The organism is Acidiphilium iwatense, assembly GCF_021556475.1.
Taxonomy (GTDB): domain Bacteria; phylum Pseudomonadota; class Alphaproteobacteria; order Acetobacterales; family Acetobacteraceae; genus Acidiphilium; species Acidiphilium iwatense.
This window is the reverse complement of the sequence record NZ_JAKGBZ010000001.1, coordinates 68,618-85,661: the sequence shown is the minus strand read 5'-3', so window position 1 is coordinate 85,661 and position 17,044 is coordinate 68,618. Positions and strand designations below refer to the sequence as shown.

Genomic DNA, 17,044 nt, shown 5'->3' with positions numbered 1-17,044 from the left:
TGGTGTTAGGGCGCCGCGATCTCAGGCGCGGTCATCACGCCGACATGCCGTCCGGCCTGCTCGGGCCGTTCCAGGTGGACATGCGCGTCACGCAGGGCGATGACCCGTTCGTGGATGTCGGCGCGCGCGGGGCAGGCACGGCTCTGCCGCGTATCGACATGCAGCAGCATTTGTTCAGCGCTGGCCAGTAAATCATGCGATCGGCCGTGATGCAGGCGATGAAACACGTGCAGGCGCTTCGGATCGGCATCGAGGATTTGCGTGGTGGTATAGAACGGTTCAAGACCGGCGATTTCGCGTCGATGAACGATATGCGTCTCCACCGTGTAATAGCTGAAGCCGGATGCGTGGTAGTCGCCATCGATGCCGATGGAGTGGAACAGCGCGTCGGAACTGTCGCCGAATATTTGCAGGTAGCGGCTTTCGGTCATGTGGTTGTTGTAGTCCACCCATTCGGGGAGCACGCGGCCGGTGTGCAATTGCAGAGGCTGGGTCGGATCGGTCTCGCGCTCAGCACCGGCGTCTTCATGCGCCGCGGCGAAGAGTTTCTCTTCGTAGCCTGCCAATACCGCACCGGCGGCATAGTCCTGGGCTTTCAACGCCTGCATGATCGCCACCAGGCAATCGTCGCGCTTGCGTTCCGCGTCGCGAAGCGGAGCGCCGCCGGCCTGGGCGTCGGATTGCCTGGCGATTTTGTCGATGAACGCATCGGTCAATTCCGGCACATCGGTCAGCTTGCTCCAGGGCAATTGCAGGGCGGGACCGAACTGCGCCATGAAATGACGCATTCCGTCCTCGCCGCCGGCGAGGCGGTAAAGCTGGAAGGTGCCCATGAAGGCCCAGCGCAGACCGGCGCCGAAGCGGATCGCATCGTCGATCTCTTCGACCGTGGCGATGTCGTCATGCACCAGCCAGAGCGCCTCGCGCCACAGCGCCTCTAACAGACGGTCCGCGATGAAGCCGTCGATCTCCTTGCGGACCACGAGCGGCCGCATGCCGATCCCGTTATAGAATTCGCGCGCGCGGGTGATGGCATCGGCGGCGGTCCGTTTGCCGCCGCACAATTCGACCAGCGGCAGGAGATAGACCGGGTTGAACGGGTGCCCGACCAGGAAACGGTCCGGGTATTTCATGTCCATTTGCAGGCGGTTCGGCAGCAGGCCGGAAGTGGACGAGCACACCAGCACATCGGGGCGCGCCCTGGCGTCGATTTCGGCGAGCAGGGCTTTCTTGACGTCCTCGCGTTCCGGCGCGCTTTCCTGCACAAAATCAGCCTGGGCGACGGCCTCCGCGATCGATGGGGCGAAACGCAGCGTTCCCTGCCGGCCGCTCGGCGCCATGGTCAGGCGGGCATGGGAACGCTCGGCATTCGCCAGCACGTCGCGGGTGCGGCGCTCGGCCTCCGGGTGGGGATCGTGAACGATAACGTCGATGCCGTTCAGCACGAAGCGCGCGGCCCATCCCGCACCGATCACGCCCGCGCCGATCACCGCGGCGGTTCGGATATCGCTCATGCTACCGCTCCCTGGACCGCCGGGTTCCGCAGGCGCAGCTTGCGGCGCACCTCGGCCGGACCCAGCAGACGCGCGCCCATGGCGCGCAATGTCGTCGCGGCGCGTTCCACAAGCTGGCCGTTCGTCGCTTTGACACCTCGGTTCAGCCAGATATTGTCCTCCAGCCCGACGCGGACATTGCCGCCGGCAAGCGCCGCCATCGCGACATAGGGGAGTTGCATCCGGCCGATCGAAAAGGCCGAGAACACGCAACCGGCCGGCAGGTTCTGCACCATCGCCTGGAGGGTGGCCATGTCGTTCGGGGCACCGTAGGGGATTCCCATGCAGAGCTGAATCATCACCGGATCGTCGATTAGCCCTTCGCTGACCAGTTGCTTTGCCAAAACCAGATGTCCGGTGTCGAACACTTCGATTTCCGGCCGCACGCCGAGCGTCTGCACACGCCGCGCCATGGCGCGGAGCATTGCCGGCGTGTTGGTCATGACGTAGTCGCCTTCGGCGAAGTTCATCGACCCGCAGTCGAGCGTGCAGATTTCCGGCAGCAGTTCCGCGACATGCGCCAGCCTTTCGTCCGAGCCGGCCATGTCCGTCTTGGCCGGATCGAGCGGAAGCGGGCAATCGGTGCCGCCGAGAACGAGATCGCCGCCCATGCCGGCGGTGAGGTTCAGCACCACGTCGGTTTCCGAGTCGCGCACCCGCTGCACAACCTCCCGGTACAGGGCCGGGTCGCGCGACGGCGCGCCGGTTGCGGGATCGCGCACATGGATATGGGCGATCGCGGCCCCTGCCCTCGCCGCTTCGATGGCTGAATCGGCGATCTGCTTCGGGGTGATCGGGATGTGCTCGCTCCTGTCGGCCGTGAGGCCAGAGCCGGTGACGGCACAGGTAATGAAAATATCCCAGTTCATGGCAGATCGTTCCCTAACAGGCGGCGTTGTCGCCGCGATAAATTCCCGCGCAAAGCTTGTCTCGGGTGCGCATAACATGCTATACAAAAAGCGAAAATCTTGATACGAATTCGGTAGTTCTACGTTCCGTTCACGGAAATCCATGTCGGACTGGTCAAGACTATTCGCATCGGCCGAAGGCAGGATCTGTCATATCGACGTTCTGGTCCTGCCGGATTTTTCGCTGATGTCGCTCGCCGCGACGATCGAACCGCTGCGCGCCGCGAACCGGGCATCGGGCCGGGAGCTGTATCGCTGGCGGCTGCTGTCCACCGATGGTGCGTCGCCGCCGACCAGTTCCGGGATTCCCATCGTGGTCGAAGGAAAATTTGCCACCGATGAGATACGCGACGCGCTGTTCGTCGTGGCCGCTTTCGGTGCGCGGCGCCACGCCGCGGGCCTGACCTCCAGCCTGCGGCGCCTGGCGCGGCGCGACATGCTGCTGGGCGGAATCGAATCCGGCAGTTGGGTGCTCGCGAAAGCCGGTTTGCTTGACGGCTGCCGCGCCACCACCCATTGGGAGGATATCGAGGAATTCGCGGCGGCATTTCCCGCCGTGGACGTGGTCAACGAGCGCTATGTGATCGATCGCGGGCGCTGCACGACCGGCGGCGCCGCGCCAACCCTCGACATGATCCTGGACATGATCCGCGCGCGACACGGCCTCGCTTTGGCGCTGGATGCCGCCAGCATCTTCATCTACGACCAGAAGACCATCGCGCAGCAGCCACAGCACATCGTCCTGGCCGGCGAGCTGAAAACCAAGGACCCGGCTTTGGCCAGGGCCATCGGCTTCATGGAAACCAGCCTGACCGAGCCGCTGCCGATCGAGACCATCGCCCGGCAGGCGGGATTGTCGGTGCGGAATCTGCAGTTGCGGTTTCATGCACAGCTCGGCATGTCGCCTTACGGATACTATCTCAACCTGCGGCTCGCGGCGGCGCGGCGCATGTTGCAGCAGACGCGCAACAGTGTCGCCGAAACCGCCGCTGCCTATGCCTTCGGGTCCGCCTCGGCCTTTGCGCGGGCATTCCGCAGCCGCTACGGCGTTAGCCCGATTGACGCACGCCGTCAGGCTTCCGAGGGGTTTCGCTGGTAGATTTCGCGCGCGGCCCGGCGCCTGCGCGCGCGCATTCGGCCACCAGCCAGTCCCGAAACCGGGCGAAAGCCGGCGGGGTTGACCGGTTCGCGCCTTCCACCAGGTAATATCCCATGTCGGTGGAGACCGGCTGATCCAGAACCGGAACGAGAAGCCCTGCATGGATCGCATGGTCGATCAATGGTCGCCAGCCGAGCGCGATACCTTGCCCCGCGATCGCCGCCTGCTGGACCAGCGAGTAGGTATTGAAAAAGAAATCGCCCTGGCGCGAATTCAACGCGACGCCGTGGCCGGCGAACCAGCCGCTCCAGGTCAGCCAGGGGCAGCGGTCGCGGCTTTCAAGATGCAGCAGCCGCAACCGGGCCAGCTCGGCGGCATTTTTCACCGGCCCGCATTTGGCAAGGAAAAGCGGGCTGGCAACCGCATAGACGGTTTCGCGAAACAACAATGTGCTAACACAGCCCGGCCATTGCCCCGAGCCCAGCAGAATGACGAAATCGGCCGCTTCGGTTCGGGGGTCGATCGCGGACTGAGAGGCTACGATCCGCACTTCGACATCAGAAACCGACGAGGGGAGCGCGGCAAGATGCGGAATCAGCCAATCGCCGGCGAAGCCGTAATCGGTGGCGATGTTGACGAGTTTCCGGCCGGAGCGGTTGTGGATTTCGGTCAACGCATGCTCGATCGCCTGGCGACTCGAACTGACGGCGTCGAACAGGACGCGGCCTTCCGGCGTCAGGCTGACGCCGCGATGCAGGCGGCGAAACAAAAGGCAGCCGAGTTCGGTTTCCAGCCATGACATGTGATGGCTGACCGCCGGTTGCGTGGTGCCGAGCTCCCGCGCCGCGCCGCTGAAATTGAGATGCCGTCCCGCCGCTTCGAAAACGGCAAGAGAAGGCAAGATCAAACGCCAGTTGCCATTAGTCATGCGAATACGAACCATTAGGAGATTCTGTCTTCAAACATTCCTGCTTTGTCTTCAGCATTCCGGTTTGAGCCGGATTTCGACAAACGGGAGCATCCAAGAGTGCCGACTGCGCGACCTGAACGCAAGCCCAATATTCTGATCATCATGGCGGACCAGCTTGGCGCGGCCGCCCTGCCCGCTTATGGCAACCGCGTCGCCAAGGCGCCGCATATCGATGCGCTGGCCGAAACCGGCGTGATCTTCGCCAACGCCTATTGCAACAGCCCGCTCTGCGGGCCGTCGCGCTATGTCTTCATGTCCGGCCGGATGCCATCGGCGATCGGCGCCTATGACAACGCCGTCGAATTTCAGGCGACCCTGCCCACCTTCGCGCATCATCTGCGCAATGCCGGCTATCGCACGATTCTTTCGGGCAAGATGCATTTCTGCGGGCCGGACCAGATGCACGGCTTCGAGGAGCGCCTGACCACCGACATCTACCCGGCCGATTTTGGCTGGACTCCCGATTGGAGCGACTTCGACACGCGGCCCGACTGGTATCACGACATGAGTTCGGTGCGCGACGCCGGCCTGTGCGTGCGCACCAACCAGATGGATTTCGACGATGAGGTGATTTTCAGCGCGCGCCGGAAATTGTTCGACCTGGCGCGCGACGACGACGACCGGCCATTCTGCATGGTCGTGTCGCTGACCCATCCGCATGACCCGTTCGCGATGACCGAGGAATACTGGAACCGCTACAAGCCGGTCGAGATCGACATGCCGCGGATTCGTCCCGCTGCCGCCGATCTCGACCCGCATTCGCGACGGCTCCGGTACGTTTCCAATATGGATCGCGAGCCGGTGAGCGAGGACAATATCCGCGATGCGCGCCATGCCTATTATGCCGCGATTTCCTATGTCGATGACCAGATCGGTTTTCTGCTCGACACGATGCGGCAATGCGGCCTGATGGAGCGGACCGTCACCATGGTCACCGCCGATCACGGCGAAATGCTCGGTGAGCACAGTCTCTGGTACAAGATGACGTTTTTCGAGAATGCGTGCCGGATACCGCTCATCGTGCACGCGCCGGGACGGTTCCTCCCGGCAACCGTCACCGCTTCGGTGTCGTCGGTGGATATACTGCCGACGCTCGTTGATATCGCGCAGGGTGGCCGGACATTGGATTATGGCGTACCGGTCGATGGCAGGTCGCTGCTCGCGCATCTTTCGGGCGATGGCGGGCACGACGGGGTTTTCGGCGAATATATGGGCGAAGGTGCTGTCGCGCCGATCGTGATGATCCGGCGGGGTGCATTCAAATTCATCCATTCGCCGGCCGACCCCGATCAGTTGTTCGATCTGCGCGCCGATCCCGACGAGGTGGTCAATCTCGCGCATAGCCCCGACCATGCCGAACTGGTCGCGGCGTTTCGCAACGAGGTCGGCCACCGCTGGGATCTGCCCGCGATCCATGCCGACGTGCTGGCGAGCCAGAAGCGACGCCGGTTCATCAACGATGCCTTGCGCAAAGGACGGTATCGGCACTGGGATTTCCAGCCCGTCACCGATGCCTCGGAACAATATATGCGCAATCACCTGAAGCTCGGCGAGCTTGAGAGCCGCGCGCGCTTTCCGAAAGTCACGAAAACCTGAAAGGATGAAGATCATGCCGAGACAATATCGGACTCTGGTTTGGCTTGGTGCCATCAACGTTGCGATGTTGATAACCGTGACGGCGCGGGCCGATCCCGCGTCCTGCAAAGTGGTGAAAATGGGCCAGCCATCCTGGACCGATATCCGCGTCACCGACGCGCTCGCGGGAACAGTTCTGGATGCGATTGGCTACCATCAGAAAATCGAACATCTGGCGGTGCCGATCATCTATCAGGCACTCAAGAACCAGCAGATCGACGTGTTTCAAGGCAACTGGATGCCGGCCCAGAAGCACTTCGTCAAATCCTATCAAGGCGGTTTCGAGCGTCTGGGCACCAATCTGAGCGGCGCCAAATTTACCCTGGCGGTCCCCGAATATGTGGCCGCCGCTGGCGTTCACAACATATCCGATCTGAACAAACATGCCGCGAAATTCGACCATAAAATCTACGGAATTGGTCCCGGAGCGCCGGCGGATCAGAATATCCGCAAGATGATCGCGGCGAATGCCGATGGCCTCAAGGGCTGGAAGCTAGTCGCGTCCAGCGAAGTCGGCATGTTGTCGGAAGTTTCGCGCGATGTCGCCCGGCATCGGTGGATCGCGTTTCTCGCCTGGGAGCCCAATCCGATGAACGTGCGCTACCATATCACCTATCTCAAGGGTGGTGCCGCATATTTCGGTCCGCATTACGGCCAGGCGACGGTCTATACGCTCGGGCGTCCGGGATTTTCCCGACAATGCCCGAATCTCGCGCATCTGTTCGGGCAACTGAAATTCAACGTCGCCATGGAAAACTTGATGATGGTGCCGGTCGCCAAGGGAAAGGTCAGCGCGAAACATGAAGCGGTGGATTATCTCAAGCAGCATCCGCAGCTTCTGCAAAGCTGGCTCAAGGGCGTGAAGACCGCTTCCGGCCAGAAAGCACTGCCGGCCGCCGAACAGGCACTGGGCATCAAATAGACGAGACCGAATAACAAAGAAGACTTTCCAGCAGGGACGCCAAACAACCAAGGAGCGATGAAACATGAAGAAATTGATGTACTCGATGTTAGTTTGTGGCCTGGGTATTGGCGCGATTCTGGCGGCGGCGCCGGAGGCACGCGCGATGAATGGACCGCAAGCGATTCCGGTCGATCTCGGTCCGCTCGGAACGTGGGATGTTCTCGGCGGTATCGACGGCTATGGCGCGGTGGTCAGCAATCCAATACCGGATGGCTCCGGGCGCGAGAATCCGACCAATGCGGCGATCGCCAATGCGCAAATTCATATCGTCAAGCCGTCGGGGTTGGTTCGGTTCAACGTGGAGATCGGCGCCTATTCGTTTCCGGTGATCGGCTATGCCGATTCGCCCAAGATTCTCTATACGCGGCCCCGTGCCGGGCAGATCTATACCGATCCCGTTCACTTTGCCGCGGTGTCGCTCAATCCGAGCGATCATTTCAGCATCGAGATCGGCAAGCTCACCTCGCTCGAAGGGTTCGAATATGGGCGGGACTGGAAGAATCCAAATTTCTTTCTCTCCGGTCCGGGATATGACGAAATCGGCACCGGACGCGGCGTGCAGGCGAACTTCAGTTACGGTCCGGTGACACTGAACGCCCAGTTTTCCGATGGCTACTATACCAAGCAGTTCAATTATGTGCAGGCGGCGCTGACCTATACCCTGAACCCGGCAAGCTATGTTTATCTTTACGGTGGATTCAATGCCGGAAGGACGATCATTGCCGGCAAACCCGCGGCTTCCGCCTTCGACAACAGCAACATGGTGGGCGGCGGCATCAATTATGTCGTGGGCAAGCTGACACTGCAGCCTTACGTCCAGTATCAATGGACGCCGAAAGACCCGGTTGTCGGCGCCGCGAAAACCTATGGCTACATGGGCGCGGTTCTGAGCACCGACTATCAGGTCAGCAAGCAATGGTCGGTCGGCAGCCAGATCGCCTGGGTCGGCAGCAACACCGACAAGGCGGATCGGGCCAACGCGGCGATCTATGGCGACTGGTTCGGCTTCGGCGCCGGCGTGTCCTATTGGAGCTTTCAGGTCAACCCGACCTGGCAATATAAAAACGTTTTCGTGCGGCCGGTGATGGCGTATGTTCATCTGTCGCACTATGCGCAGGGGCAGGGATTTGGCGCCGATCGGGGCGGACCCGGACAGTTCTACGGCGTTCTCGAACTCGGATTTCTGCTGTAGCGAAACATCGACGCCTCAGCGTTTTGCCGCAGCGGCGATCGCTGCGATCACCGCGTCGGGGTCGCCGGCGAGATTGGTGAGGATCAGGATCAGCCGCGCGTTCAGTGCCGCACTCGCATCGGGATCGAGCCCCTCATGCGCGTGCAGCAGGGCGGCGTAAACATCGTCCGACCGGCCGCCGAGGCGATCGGTTGAAAGGTCGATCGGAACCATCATGCCGCTGCCTCGGTTCTTTTCGGGTTCATACGGATGGCGCGCGCGAATGCGGCGGCGATGCCCTCCGGCGTCGATGCTACAAACCGCGCGGCGATGTGCTGGTCGGGGCGGACGAGATAAAGAACATCGCGGCCGAGCCGGGCCGCGACCAACCCTTCGGGATCGGCGAAACCCCGCTTGCCGACCCGCACGATGTCGAGTCCCGGAATTGACGGCGCCTCGATATCGCCGATCGCCAGGAGGGTGAAGCTGCCGCCGAGATGGTCGAGGAGATAGGAATTTCGCCCATCGGCTCCGGTCACCGGCGCGTCCGGGCAGACCAGGCCGGGAGCGGCCCCGGCACAATCCGGTCCATCGGTCTGCAGCGACAATCCGGCGAGCGAGCACGGCAGCGACAGCCGGCCCGAATTCACCATGCGGCGGGCAAATCCATGATCGGCGGCAAGCTCGATCGCCGCATTCCGAAAAATTCGTTCCATGTCGCTCTTCGGCGTCATGAAATTGGTCGCGCGCGCGGAATGGCGGATATTCTCGTCCGCTGCACGAATCCGCTCCTCATCGTAGCTCGCGAGCAGCGCCGCATCAGCGTTGCCATGAATCACCATCGCGAGTTTCCAGGCGAGGTTATCGACATCCTGGATACCGCCATTGCCGCCGCGCGCGCCGAACGGCGAGACGACATGCGCGGCATCGCCGGCGAAAATCACCCGATCATGGACGAAGCGGTCCAGGCGGCGGCACTGGAATGTGTAAACCGAAACCCAGTCGAGGCTGAATTCCCGGTCGCCGACGATCGCCTGAATCCGGGGAATCACAAGTTCGGGCTTTTTTTCTTCTTCCGGGTCGGCATCGCGGCCGAGTTGAAGATCGATCCGGTAGATATGGTCAGGCTGTTTATGCAGCAGTGCTGATTGCCCCTGATGGAACGGCGGATCAAACCAGAACCATCTTTCCGATGGAAATTCCGCCGTCATTTCCACATCGGCGATCAGGAAGCGATCCTCGAAGACCTGCCCGGCGAAATCGAGACCGAGCAATTCCCGCGTGCGCGAGCGGGCGCCGTCGCAGGCGATCAGCCAGTCGGCGGCGAGGTCGTAGGTGCCATCCGGCGTTTCGACCGAAGCCACCACGCCGTCCTTGCGCCGGGCCACACCGATCAGTTTGTTTTTCCAGCGCAGATCGATCAGATCGGGAAAATCGGCGCAGCGCTCGACCAGATAATGTTCGACGTAATATTGCTGGAGGTTGATGAAGGCCGGCATCTTGTGGCCTTGCTCGGGCAGCAGATCGAAGGCGTAGATTTCCCGGTCCCGGTGGAACAGCCTGCCGACCTGCCAGGTCACGCCTTTGGCCACCATCCGTTCGCCGATGCCGAGCCGGTCGAAAATCTCCAGGCTCCGCTTCGACCAGCAGATCGCCCGCGAGCCGGTGGAGACGGTGTCGTTATCGTCAAGAATCACCACTTTCACGCCGTGCAGAGCGAGATCGATCGCCGCCGCGAGGCCCACCGGGCCGGCGCCGACAATCGCCATCGGCGCGGGCCCCGTGCGACCGCCGGAAAGTTCCGGCGGCGTGCGATACGGAAACGGTGCATAGGCGAAGCGCGCCATTTTTCCCCTCCCGCGTTTGCTTTCTCTATCCTTGCAGCGCCGCCCACATCTCCCTATCGCGCTCGGCCGTCCAGATTCGCGGCGTGTCGATGCCGAGTGCCTCGTCATAGGCGCGCGCCACGTTGAACGGCAGGCAATGTTCGTAGATGGCGTAGGACGCGAATTTGGCATCGCATTCGGCGCGGCACGCGGCCATCGCTTCTTTCAGCGAACCGCCGCGCGCGGCGACCTCGGCGACCGGGCGAAACGTGCTGCTGAGAAAATCGCTGGTGAGGGCAAGGGCTTCTTCCACCTTGGCGGTGCCGACCAGCGCGCCGCCGCGCCCCGGCGCCAGGGCTTTCGGCTTGAACGCCGCGATCGCCGCCAGCGTCGCCGGCCAGTCGGTGAAATGCGCGTCGCCGCAATAGCAGGCGGAGCGATATTCCACGATATCGCCCGAGAACATCACGCCTGCATCCGGCACGAAGGCGACGATGTCGCCCGCCGTATGGGCGCGGCCAAGATGCATGAGATCGACCCGCCGGCCGCCGAGATGGATTGTCATTCTGTCCGTGAAGGTGACGGTCGGCCAGGTCAGGCCCGGCACGCTGTCCGCCGCCTGAAACAGGCGGGGAAACCGCCCCAATTCGCTGTCCCAGTCTTCCTTGCCGCGCTCGTGGATCATCGCGCGGCATGTTTCGGAGGCGACGATTTCGGACGCGCCATAGGCGGAGGCGCCAAGCACGCGCACGGCGTGGTAATGCGACAGCACGACGTATTTGATAGGCTTGTCGGTGACGCCGCGGATTTTTTCGATCACCCGTTGCGCCATCACCGGCGTTGCCTGCGCGTCCACCACCATCACGCTGTCATCGCCGATGATGATTCCGGTATTGGGATCGCCCTCGGCGGTATAGGCCCAGAGTCCGGGGCCGATTTCGGTGAACGAAACCTGCTTTTCCGTCATGTCGCCGGTGGAGGCGAAGCCTGGCCTAGTCATGGGGGTTTCCTACTCGCTATCGGGTTGGCGTTCGGGTGCGGCGGCGGCGAAAGCCGGCAGCGCGCGGGCGGCTTCATCCACCGCGACAAGGCGCGGATATAGTGTCAGGTCGAGACCGAAGCGTCTTGCGTTATAGAGCTGCGGGACGAGACAGATATCGGCCAATGTCGGCGCATCGCCGACCGCATGGCGTCCGGCGGTCTGGGCGAGCCTTGCCTCGATCGCGGTGAAGCCGAGCGCCATCCAGTGGCGGTACCAGAGCTTGCGCGCCCCGGCATCGGCGCCGAATTCGGAGGTCAGGCGTTCGAGCACACGCAGATTGCCGAGCGGATGGATGTCGCAGGCTATGGTGAGCGCGATTTCGCGCGTCCATGCGCGCAGCCTTGGGTCCGCCGGCAGCAAGGGCGGCTCCGGGTGTAATTCGTCGAGATACTCGATGATGGCGAGGGACTGGCCGAGGGTGAAACCGTCGTCCTCCCGCCAGACCGGCACCAGCCCGGCCGGATTGAGCGCCAGATGCGCGCCGCCGCGCTGCTCGCCCTTGCGCAGATGCACGCTGACGGTCTCGGCGGGCACGTTTTTCAGATTGAGCGCGATGCGCACCCGATACGCCGCCGAAGACCGGAAATATCCATAGAGCGAGGGGTCAGCCAAGGTGCGCCTCCGCCGCTGTCCAGTCCGGCTCGGCCGGTGCGGGGAGAATTCTGCCGGTGCAGTCGCCGAAGCCGACGCGATAGCCCTCGCCCTGTGCCCAGCCGGTGAGCGTTAGCGTGTCGCCGTCCTCGAGAAATGTCCGCATCTCGCCGGTATCGAGGGTCAGCGGTTCGGCGCCGCCCCAGGCGAGTTCCAGCAACGAGCCACGACTGTCTTTCGCCGGACCGGAGATGGTGCCGGAGCCGAGCAGATCGCCGGTTTCCATTTTGCAGCCGCTGCTCGCGTGGTGCGCCAATTGCTGGGCCGCGGAAAAATACATCTCGCGGTAATTGGTCCGGCTGATCGTGGTCGGCCGGCGCGCGCGCGGGGGCCGCAGCCGGATTTCGAGGTCGATATCGTAGAGCATCGGGCCCGGTTCGGTCAGATAGGGCAGCAACGGCCGCTCGCGCGGTGGCGTGGCAACCCGGAACGGCGCCAGCGCCGCCGCGGTGACGACCCAGGGCGAAATCGAGGTGGCGAAGGCTTTCGCCTGGAACGGGCCGAGCGGCTGGTATTCCCAAGCTTGGATGTCGCGCGCCGACCAGTCGTTCAGCAGGACATAGCCGAAAATCATGGCATCCGCTTCGGCGACGGTGAGCGGCCTGCCCATGACCGACGGCGTGCCGACCACGGCGCCGAGTTCGAGTTCGAGATCGAGCCGGCGGCAGGGGCCGAATCCCGGCAGACCCTGGCCGGCCGGCCTGATCTGGCCGAGCGGGCGCGTGATGTTAGTGCCGCTGACGACGACGGTGGAGGCGCGGCCGTTATAGCCGATCGGGATGCTGAGCCAGTTCGGCGGCAGGGCATTCTCGGGGCCGCGAAACATCGTGCCGACATTCTGGGCGTGATGCCGGTTGGCGTAGAAATCGGTGAAGCCGGCGACCTTGAACGGCAGGTGCAGGCGCACCGCCTCCAGCGGCGCCAGAACACGGGCCCGGAGCGCCGGATCGTCGCGCAATGCCGGATCGCCGTCGCGCGCGAAAAGTGCCCTGAGCCGCGCCCGCACGGCGGCCCAGCGCGGTTTTCCCAGTGCCATGAAATCATTGAGCGCCGGCTTGTCGAAGACCGGAGCGTCCCCGGCCTCGATCAGTCCCAGACGTTCCAGCGCCGCAAGGTCGGCCACGACATCGCCGATCGCCACGCCGCAACGCGGCGCCTCGCCGTCGCGGCCGAACACGCCATAGGGCAGGTTGGCGAGGCTGAAATGACACTCGATTAGATTGGCGGTTTCGATCCAGCTTTTCATCATGGTTTTCCGGTCCGCGCTGTTATTTCGGCTCCGGCGAGCCGTCGAATTTTTTCGCGATGTCGCGCCAGCACTCCACATAGTCATGTTGCAAGGACGGCAGTTGGGCGGCGAATTCGGTCAATTGATGGGCGAACCGGGTCTCGAACATGAAGGCCAGGGTATCGGTCAGCTTGACCGGTTTCAGCTCCGCCGTGCTCGCTTTTTCGAAAGCGCCGGCATCCGGTCCGTGTGGCAGCATGCAGTTGTGCAGGCTCATGCCGCCGGGAGTGAACCCTTCTTCCTTCGCGTCGTAGCGCCCGTAGATCAGCCCCATGAACTCGGACATGATGTTCATGTGATACCAGGGCGGGCGGAAGGAATGCTCCGCCACCTGCCAGCGTTCCGGGAAAATCACGAAATCGATGTTGGCGGTTCCGGCCTCGCCGGAGGGTGAGGTCATGACCGTGAAGATCGACGGATCGGGGTGGTCGAACAGGAGCGCGCCGACCGGCGAAAATGTTCTGAGATCGTATTTATAAGGCGCGTAATTGCCGTGCCAGGCGACGACATCGAGCGGCGAATGATCGATGTCGGTGACGTGGAAGTCGCCGCACCATTTGACCGTGACGCGGCAGGGCGTTTCCTTGTCCTCGAAGGCGGCGACGGGGGTTTTGAAATCGCGTGGGTTGGCCAGGCAGTTCGCGCCGATCGGGCCGCGCTCGGGCAGGGTCAGCTTGGCGCCGTAATTCTCGCAGACATAACCTCGCGACGGCCCGCCGATCGGCGCGACGGTGAATTTCACCCCGCGCGGAATGACCGCGATATCGCCGGGGCCGACCGAGATTTTGCCGAATTCGGTGAAGATGAGCAGCGCGCCGGTTTGCGGCACGATCAGCAATTCGCCGTCCGCATTGTAGAAATACTCGTCCATCATCGCTTCGGTGACGAGATAGACATGCGCGGCCATGCCGGCGTGACTGTAAACGTCGCCGGCGGTGGTGATCGTTCTGATCCCGGTCAGGAAGGTCAGTTTCTCGTCCGGGATCGGCACCGGGCCCCAGCGGAGCTGGCCGAGCGGCAGGCCGTGCCGGACGATATGCGGCGCGGTTTTCCAGAATGGCAGGTCGACCGGCCGGAAGCGGCCGACATGCTTGACCGAGGGGCGAATCCGATAGAGCCAGGAGCGCTCGTTGGCACCCCTGGGTGCAGTGAACGGCGAGCCGGACAACTGCTCGGCATAGAGGCCATAGGGGCAACGCTGCGGCGAGTTCTGCCCTTGCGGGAGGGCGCCTTCGAGCGCCTCGGTCTCGAAATCGTTGCCAAAACCCGGCATGTAGCGCAACGTCATCACGGTGTTTCCTATGGATATGTCCCGCTCCTGACTATATTGTATCAAATCAAATGAAACGATTGTCAACCGCCAGGAGCGCCATGCTCGATCTCGACCATTTCCTGCCCTATCTGGTGAACCGGCTGGCCAGCCGGTTCAGCGACGAACTCGCCGAGGTTTACGCCGCGCGCTTCGGCATTTCGATTCCCGAATGGCGGGTGATCGCCCATCTCTCGCAGCACCGGAACGTCTCGGTCCGCGAAATCCACGAGCGGGCCGCCATGGATAAATCGAAAGTGAGCCGGGCGACGGCGCGGCTGGAAAGCATCGGCCTGGTCGAGAAGAAAGTGAACGGCGCCGATCGCCGGCTGGTCGAATTGCGGCTGACCCGGAAAGGCCGGCAGGTTTTCGAGCAGATCGAGCCGCTGGCGCTGGCTTACGAGCGGGACGCGCTCTCGGTGCTGTCGCCGGAGGAAAGGCGCGTCTTTCGCGCGCTGATCGACAAGCTGCTCCCGCCGCGCCAGACGACGACGGGCGAATAACTTTACTGCGCGGCAGCGTCGCGGGCGATCTTTTCGGCGAGCCGGGCGGGGGCTTCGGCCAGATGGTCGAATTGATGGACGAAGCCGCCTAACCCAGCGGTCTGCGAGCGGAGTTCGATGATCATTCCGTGCAGTTCGGCCTCCGGCACCAGCGCCTCGGTATCGTCCCAGCCGGACCAGCCGGGTTTTTCGCTGTAGCCGAGGATCTGTCCGCGCCGCCCGGTGAGCAGGCGCTGCACGTTCGCGGTAAACATGTTGGGCGCGCTCACCGTGACGCGATGGATCGGCTCGAGCAGCACCGGATCGGCCTTGGCGAGCGCTTCCGCCATGCCGGCGCGGGTCGCCGAACGGAACGCCATGTCCGAACTGTCGACCGAATGAAACCCGCCATCGACCAGGGTGACGCCGATATCGACGACCGGGTAGCCGAACGGACCCTTGCGGGTCGCCTGCTCGGCGGCATCGCCCACCGCCGGGATGTATTGCCTTGGCACCGCGCCGCCGACGATCCGGTCGATGAACAGGAAGCCCTCGCCACGCGCGCGGGGCGCGATATCGAGCTTCACGTCGGCGAACTGGCCGTGCCCGCCGGTCTGGCGCTTGAGCCGCGCGTGCTGGTGCACCGGCTTGCGGATGGTTTCCTTGAACCGCACCCGCGGCCGCGCGGTGCCGACCGCAAGGCCCCAGACCTTGGCGAGCCGGTCGATCGCCCGGTTGAGATGGATCTCGCCCTGGCCGGTGAGCAGCATCTCGCCGGTCTCGGGGTCGCGGATCAGGCTGAACGAAGGGTCTTCTTCGAGAAGTTTCTGCAGCGCGCCCGAGAGTTTGACATCGTCCTTGCGGTCGGCGGCGGCGATGGCGATGGCATGGACCGCAGGCGGCGGGGCGGGAAACCGCAGCGATTCGGGCGATTCGCCGAGCGCGGCCCCGGTTGCGACCCCGTCGAGCCGGCCAAGGCCGACCAGATCGCCGGTTTTCGCCTCGGTGATTTTCTGCGTGTCGTTTCCCGGATTGCGGAGAATGCCGCCGATCCGCACGCCGTCGAAACTCGCGCCGTCCCGCAGCTTGCCGCGCCAGACCCGCGCATAGGCGAGCTTGCCCGCCTGGCCGGCATAGGTGGTCTTGAACACCTGGGCGAGCGGCGGGCCGTCCGGCGCGATGCCCCGCCGCAAAGCGGTCGCGGCGGGATCGGGCGTATCGTGGCGAAGCGCCTTCCAGAGCCGCATCACCCCGTTGGCATGGTCCGCCGCGCCGAGCATCACCCCGGCAAGGCTCCGCTCCGCCACATCCTTCTGCAGGTGTTCGTAGAGCTCCGCCGGAGTCGGAATCGCACCCTCGATCACCTTTTCAAGCAGCGCGTCGTCCCGGTCGGCGAGCGTGTCGATCAGCGCCTCATGCGCCGCCTGCCCGGTTCCCGCGATATCGTCGGGCATGCGGATCAGTTCGGACGCGGTATCGGGCCGGTAGCGATAGGCGCGCTCGGAAACCAGATCGACATAGCCGGTGATCGCCCCGCCCTCGCCGATCGGCATCTGGCGCAGTACCAGCGGCCGGTCCGCCTCCGCCTGAAGTGCTGCGAGCAGATCCTTCAGCGGCACTTTCAGCGTGTCGATCTTGTTGACGAAAACGATGAACGGCACCTCGGCCGCCTCGACCATGCGGAAGATCGAGCGCAGCGCCAACGCGCGCGACGGGTCGGGCTCGGCGACCACGACCGCGAGATCGGCGACGGCGAGCGCCGAAGCGGTCTCATAGGCAAACTCGACCGAACCGGGGCAGTCGAGCATCGCCCAGGGATCGCCGAGGAAGCTGCAATGGGTGAGCCGGGTTTCGGTGCTCGGGATGTGCGATTTCGCCTCCCCGGCGCGCCGGAGCGGCGTGCCGGAGGCCGTCATCAGCGCTTCGAACAGGGTGGTCTTGCCGCTGCCGTAGGGGCCGATCAGCGCGACCGCGCGCGGTCCGTGCTGGATTGCGTGGGATTCGGCGTTGCCCATCGTTTCTTCTCCCTCGTCAAGCGACGCTAGTGTGGCAGGTTTCCGCGACGACCGCACGCGATCATTCAAGCGAGTACGACGGCCGACGGCAAGAGCCGACATGGCCGGTTCAGTTCGGCGCGATCAACAGG

The 17,044-nt window shown here is 63.6% G+C and carries 15 protein-coding genes; 5 read left to right on the top strand and 10 right to left on the bottom strand.

All coding sequences use genetic code 11. The features are described 5' to 3' along the window. Positions 1-5 precede the first annotated feature (5 nt). Together L2A60_RS00475 and L2A60_RS00470 are read right to left on the bottom strand one after the other, a co-directional pair. Positions 6-1,514, bottom strand: a complete 1,509-nt coding sequence (locus tag L2A60_RS00475; RefSeq protein WP_235702399.1) for a carnitine 3-dehydrogenase — start codon at positions 1,512-1,514, stop codon at positions 6-8. After that, on the bottom strand, positions 1,511-2,422 hold the full coding sequence (locus L2A60_RS00470; RefSeq protein WP_235702398.1) for a BKACE family enzyme: 912 nt from the start codon (positions 2,420-2,422) through the stop codon (positions 1,511-1,513). Before L2A60_RS00470 ends, L2A60_RS00475 begins: the two co-directional genes overlap by 4 nt. Positions 2,423-2,564: 142 nt before the next feature. Between L2A60_RS00470 and L2A60_RS00465 the strand changes: the two genes are divergently transcribed. After that, positions 2,565-3,560 (top strand): GlxA family transcriptional regulator, encoded by a 996-nt coding sequence (locus tag L2A60_RS00465; RefSeq protein ID WP_235702397.1) that lies wholly within the window; start codon positions 2,565-2,567, stop codon positions 3,558-3,560. Here the strand turns inward: L2A60_RS00465 and L2A60_RS00460 are convergent. Next, positions 3,511-4,467, bottom strand: coding sequence for a LysR substrate-binding domain-containing protein (locus tag L2A60_RS00460; protein ID WP_235702396.1), 957 nt, complete (start codon positions 4,465-4,467; stop codon positions 3,511-3,513). The genes L2A60_RS00465 and L2A60_RS00460 overlap by 50 nt on opposite strands. 120 nt (positions 4,468-4,587) lie before the next feature. On the opposite strand from L2A60_RS00460, the gene betC reads away from it, so the two are divergent. From betC to L2A60_RS00445, 3 genes are all read left to right on the top strand, one after another. After that, positions 4,588-6,126, top strand: coding sequence for a choline-sulfatase (betC, locus tag L2A60_RS00455; RefSeq protein WP_235702395.1), 1,539 nt, complete (start codon positions 4,588-4,590; stop codon positions 6,124-6,126). Positions 6,127-6,190: 64 nt separating this feature from the next. Next, positions 6,191-7,087 carry a glycine betaine ABC transporter substrate-binding protein gene (locus L2A60_RS00450; protein ID WP_235702394.1) on the top strand — a complete coding sequence of 299 codons (897 nt, stop codon included), beginning with the start codon at positions 6,191-6,193 and terminating at the stop codon, positions 7,085-7,087. Positions 7,088-7,151: 64 nt separating this feature from the next. Continuing rightward, positions 7,152-8,321: an outer membrane beta-barrel protein gene (locus tag L2A60_RS00445; protein ID WP_235702393.1), complete on the top strand. Its 1,170-nt coding sequence runs from the start codon at positions 7,152-7,154 to the stop codon at positions 8,319-8,321. 15 nt (positions 8,322-8,336) lie between these two features. On the opposite strand, the gene L2A60_RS00440 is transcribed toward L2A60_RS00445, so the two are convergent. Genes L2A60_RS00440 through hmgA form a run of 6 tightly spaced genes read right to left on the bottom strand, consistent with a single transcriptional unit; the run spans position 8,337 to position 14,395 of the window. After that, complete coding sequence (locus L2A60_RS00440) at positions 8,337-8,534, bottom strand: DUF2783 domain-containing protein (protein WP_235702392.1); 198 nt, start codon at positions 8,532-8,534, stop codon at positions 8,337-8,339. Beyond that, positions 8,534-10,147, bottom strand: a complete 1,614-nt coding sequence (locus tag L2A60_RS00435) for an FAD-dependent oxidoreductase (RefSeq protein ID WP_235702391.1) — start codon at positions 10,145-10,147, stop codon at positions 8,534-8,536. Before L2A60_RS00435 ends, L2A60_RS00440 begins: the two co-directional genes overlap by 1 nt. A gap of 25 nt (positions 10,148-10,172) precedes the next feature. Then, entirely contained in the window at positions 10,173-11,126 is a 954-nt protein-coding gene (locus tag L2A60_RS00430; RefSeq protein ID WP_235702390.1) for an MBL fold metallo-hydrolase, read from the bottom strand. A gap of 9 nt (positions 11,127-11,135) precedes the next feature. Continuing rightward, on the bottom strand, positions 11,136-11,780 hold the full coding sequence (maiA, locus tag L2A60_RS00425) for a maleylacetoacetate isomerase (RefSeq protein WP_235702389.1): 645 nt from the start codon (positions 11,778-11,780) through the stop codon (positions 11,136-11,138). Next, positions 11,773-13,065 (bottom strand): fumarylacetoacetase, encoded by a 1,293-nt coding sequence (gene fahA / locus L2A60_RS00420; protein WP_235702388.1) that lies wholly within the window; start codon positions 13,063-13,065, stop codon positions 11,773-11,775. Before fahA ends, maiA begins: the two co-directional genes overlap by 8 nt. Positions 13,066-13,087: 22 nt before the next feature. Continuing rightward, entirely contained in the window at positions 13,088-14,395 is a 1,308-nt protein-coding gene (gene hmgA / locus L2A60_RS00415) for a homogentisate 1,2-dioxygenase (protein ID WP_235702387.1), read from the bottom strand. A gap of 53 nt (positions 14,396-14,448) precedes the next feature. Between hmgA and L2A60_RS00410 the strand changes: the two genes are divergently transcribed. Then, complete coding sequence (locus L2A60_RS00410; protein WP_235702386.1) at positions 14,449-14,919, top strand: MarR family winged helix-turn-helix transcriptional regulator; 471 nt, start codon at positions 14,449-14,451, stop codon at positions 14,917-14,919. Between the two features lie 2 nt (positions 14,920-14,921). On the opposite strand, the gene L2A60_RS00405 is transcribed toward L2A60_RS00410, so the two are convergent. Further along, on the bottom strand, positions 14,922-16,913 hold the full coding sequence (locus tag L2A60_RS00405) for an elongation factor G (protein WP_235702385.1): 1,992 nt from the start codon (positions 16,911-16,913) through the stop codon (positions 14,922-14,924). Between the last annotated feature and the right edge of the window lie 131 nt (positions 16,914-17,044).